The sequence below is a fragment of the Canicola haemoglobinophilus genome (assembly GCF_002015075.1).
GTDB lineage: Bacteria > Pseudomonadota > Gammaproteobacteria > Enterobacterales > Pasteurellaceae > Canicola > Canicola haemoglobinophilus.
Map to the genome: position 1 here is coordinate 1 of NZ_MUXZ01000039.1, position 2,858 is coordinate 2,858.

The 2,858-nt window shown below is 36.2% G+C and carries 3 protein-coding genes; all 3 read left to right on the forward strand.

The window, feature by feature from the left end; genetic code table 11:
• Nucleotides 1-241 precede the first annotated feature (241 nt).
• The 3 genes from B0186_RS12050 to B0186_RS09820 all read left to right on the forward strand — a co-directional run bounded on the left by B0186_RS12050 (nt 242) and on the right by B0186_RS09820 (nt 2,585).
• Nucleotides 242-574, forward strand: coding sequence for a hypothetical protein (locus tag B0186_RS12050; protein WP_235817222.1), 333 nt, complete (start codon nt 242-244; stop codon nt 572-574).
• A 41-nt stretch (nt 575-615) separates the two neighbouring features.
• Nucleotides 616-912: a hypothetical protein gene (locus B0186_RS12055; RefSeq protein ID WP_235817223.1), complete on the forward strand. Its 297-nt coding sequence runs from the start codon at nt 616-618 to the stop codon at nt 910-912.
• Between the two features lie 599 nt (nt 913-1,511).
• A complete protein-coding gene (locus tag B0186_RS09820; RefSeq protein ID WP_078219202.1) occupies nt 1,512-2,585 on the forward strand; it encodes an IS1595 family transposase in 1,074 nt (357 codons plus the stop codon).
• Nucleotides 2,586-2,858 lie beyond the last annotated feature (273 nt).

Genomic DNA, 2,858 nt, shown 5'->3' on the forward strand with positions numbered 1-2,858 from the left:
CTTGACAAGGTACTTTTGAGATTTTATCAGTGTTTATAGCAGGTTTGGAGATAAAATGCACTGCAAGATTTTACTTGACAAGTACCCTATAAAATAATACCTTTTTGCCCACAGAGAATAGTCCCTTCATTACGGCTTTTACTTTTTAAGCCCAAAAAGGCTTAGAAAGTGGTAATGAAGGGGCTTTTCTTTAGGTTTCCTTCATCCCAAATTATTTTTCAACTCACAGAAGGAAATCATCATGAACTCATTTCTCTTTGAACTTGTTACTATTCCACTCTTGGTGCTAATTTGTCGTAACGCTTTAGCCTTAAAGCCAAGTTACTATCTTATTTTTATGTGCATACTAATCGGCTTATCATTATGGTTAACAAAAACAGATTCTATCTTCTGGCAAGAATATGGGGAGTTAAGCTGGCTAGTGTGCAGTATGGAGGGATTGATTATGGAACTCCAACTGATTCCCTACTTAAGCGATCTGTTTACATCCCGAAAAACCTACCTACAAGAAATGCCAATGTATTGTTTTGTCTCAAAAAACTGGATTTTTTCAGCGAAAAATCGAGCCAAATGAGAGGAATATTGGGAAAATTATTTCCGCTTAGAGGATAAAGAATGAAGTCTTTTATTTTTAAGCGGATCTTGTTTTCTGAGGTTTGGTTTAACACCATTTTTCCCTCAGAAGAAGAAAAGAACCTTATCCGTATTTTGTATAATAAGCCTGCTTCAATCCCCTATGAAGAGGAAATAATTGGTTGGGATGAAATAGAAACAAGTAATAAACCTGCTAATGATAAATTGTGCTGCTATGATGAGCGGAAGCCATTTCATCATCAAATATTCCCAAGTGACACACGAGCTTATGCAATGTTGAAAGCAGAAAAATATATTGAAGAGCTTGATAGCTTTTGAATGGCTCTACGATGATGTGGAAGGCTACATGCTAGAAAGATACGAGGTTTATCAACGAAAATTCGAGCTTATAAATTAGTCTTTGGGTTCATTCTTCGATACATTCAAAAACTCGTTAGGAGTGTCGTCTAACGAGTTTTCTTTTGTTTGATATAAAAGAAAATCGGCGAATTTTATACCGCACTTTAAAGCAGCCCTTTTGAGATTTATTACTGTGTCTGCAGTATACTAGTATTGAGTATGTAGTGGGAAGTTATGTAATAAAATTTGGGATTTCCATATAGCATTTCATTTAGGAATAGTATGCTCAAATTATGGGATGATTGATTTATGACTGTCATATCAAAGAATGTTCAAAATATCAGCAGTCAAACTCGTCAAAAATTTTTCCTTGACATAATCCAGCCCTTTCTCCAGCTGGATAGTTTTAAAAATATCGAAATTTTCAAAAATCACTTGACAAAAGAAAGAGCTTGACAAACACCCTATAAAATAATACATTTTTGCCCACAGAGAATAGTCCCTTCATTATGACTTTGTTTTTTAAGCCTAAAAAGGCTTGGAAATTTCAGAGTTTTAATGAAGGGATTTTTGTTTCTATGGCACAGCATTTTCGGTTATCAGCGGCAGCACACCAGCTATCGGTAGATAGCTTGGCGAGCTTATCTGATGCCGAAATTTTTCAGCTATTGAAACAAGCTCGTTGGGGTAATGCAGATGAAATGAACGATGTTATTTGTCCGCATTGCCGTACTCGCCACCACGCCTATTTCATTTCTACTCGTAAACAATGGCAGTGCAAACATTGCCAGCATCGTTTTTCTATTACAGCAGGTACGATTTTTCAAGGTGCAAAACTTTCTTTACGTAAAATTATGTTAGCCATTTTCTATTTTGCGACCGAAAGTAAAGGCTTATCCGCCATTACGTTATCACATAAACTCAATGTACAATACAAAACTGCATGGGTGTTGTTACATAAATTTCGTGAATCCCTTGATAAAGCCAAAGATTTAACTCCGCTACATGGCGAGGTTCATATTGATGGGGCTTACACAAACTACTACATTCGCCCTAAAAACTTTCGCCATAAACGTATTGATAGACGGAAGAAACGTTATCAACGTGCAGATAAGTCTTGTGTGTTAGTATTCCGTCAACGTGCAGCTAATCAAGAGGTCATGAAAGGGGCTGATAGAAGTATCGTTGCTTTAGTCAAGGAAGAAAATACGCAAGATATACTTCATTTAACGCAACGATTGGTCAAGCCAAGTAGCACTATTCATGCTGATGAAAATCCTGCCTATGACAGCCTTACCTTTTATTATGATTTATGGCGAGTAAATCATTCGCAAGAGTATCGTTCAATTGATGGTATAACGAATAATCTTGCTGAATCCTTTTTCGCACGACTACGACGAGCCATTACAGGTATCTATCACAAGATGAACAATAAATATCTGATGTTCTATGCAAATGAAATTGTATGGAGAGAAGATAATCGCCGAAAAAGTGTCAAAGAGAAACTTGAGCAATTACTAAAATGTTGCTTAAACACCTTACCTTCACGAGATTTTACAGGTTACTGGCAAGGCAATAAAAAAGCTGAAGCACTGTTTGGCTTAGCAAGTCTAATCGCTTCAAACGACTTACACTACATGAATGCAGCATAAACAAAAACCAATGTACACCTTACTCAAATATCTTATGGGTAATTTAAAATGTTTATGGTGGCTTTGCTTTATGCGGAATATGTATAAAATCTCCCGCAATGCTCCGCATGCATAAAAAAATATCTCTTACCGCAAGAGTAAATATCGCCTATCTACTTGTAATGGAAGACTTGTTGTGAATTAAAAAGCCTTTAGCTTTATTGAGCCAAAGGCTTTCTTTTGAGATTAACTGCTTGATTTTTTTTGGCTTTGTGCAACTGCTACATAATACCG

Coding starts and splice junctions, on each gene's coding strand:
- B0186_RS12050 (WP_235817222.1), top strand. CDS start 242: ATGAACTCATTTCTCTTTGAACTTGTTACTATTCCACTCTTGGTGCTA.
- B0186_RS12055 (WP_235817223.1), top strand. CDS start 616: ATGAAGTCTTTTATTTTTAAGCGGATCTTGTTTTCTGAGGTTTGGTTT.
- B0186_RS09820 (WP_078219202.1), top strand. CDS start 1,512: ATGGCACAGCATTTTCGGTTATCAGCGGCAGCACACCAGCTATCGGTA.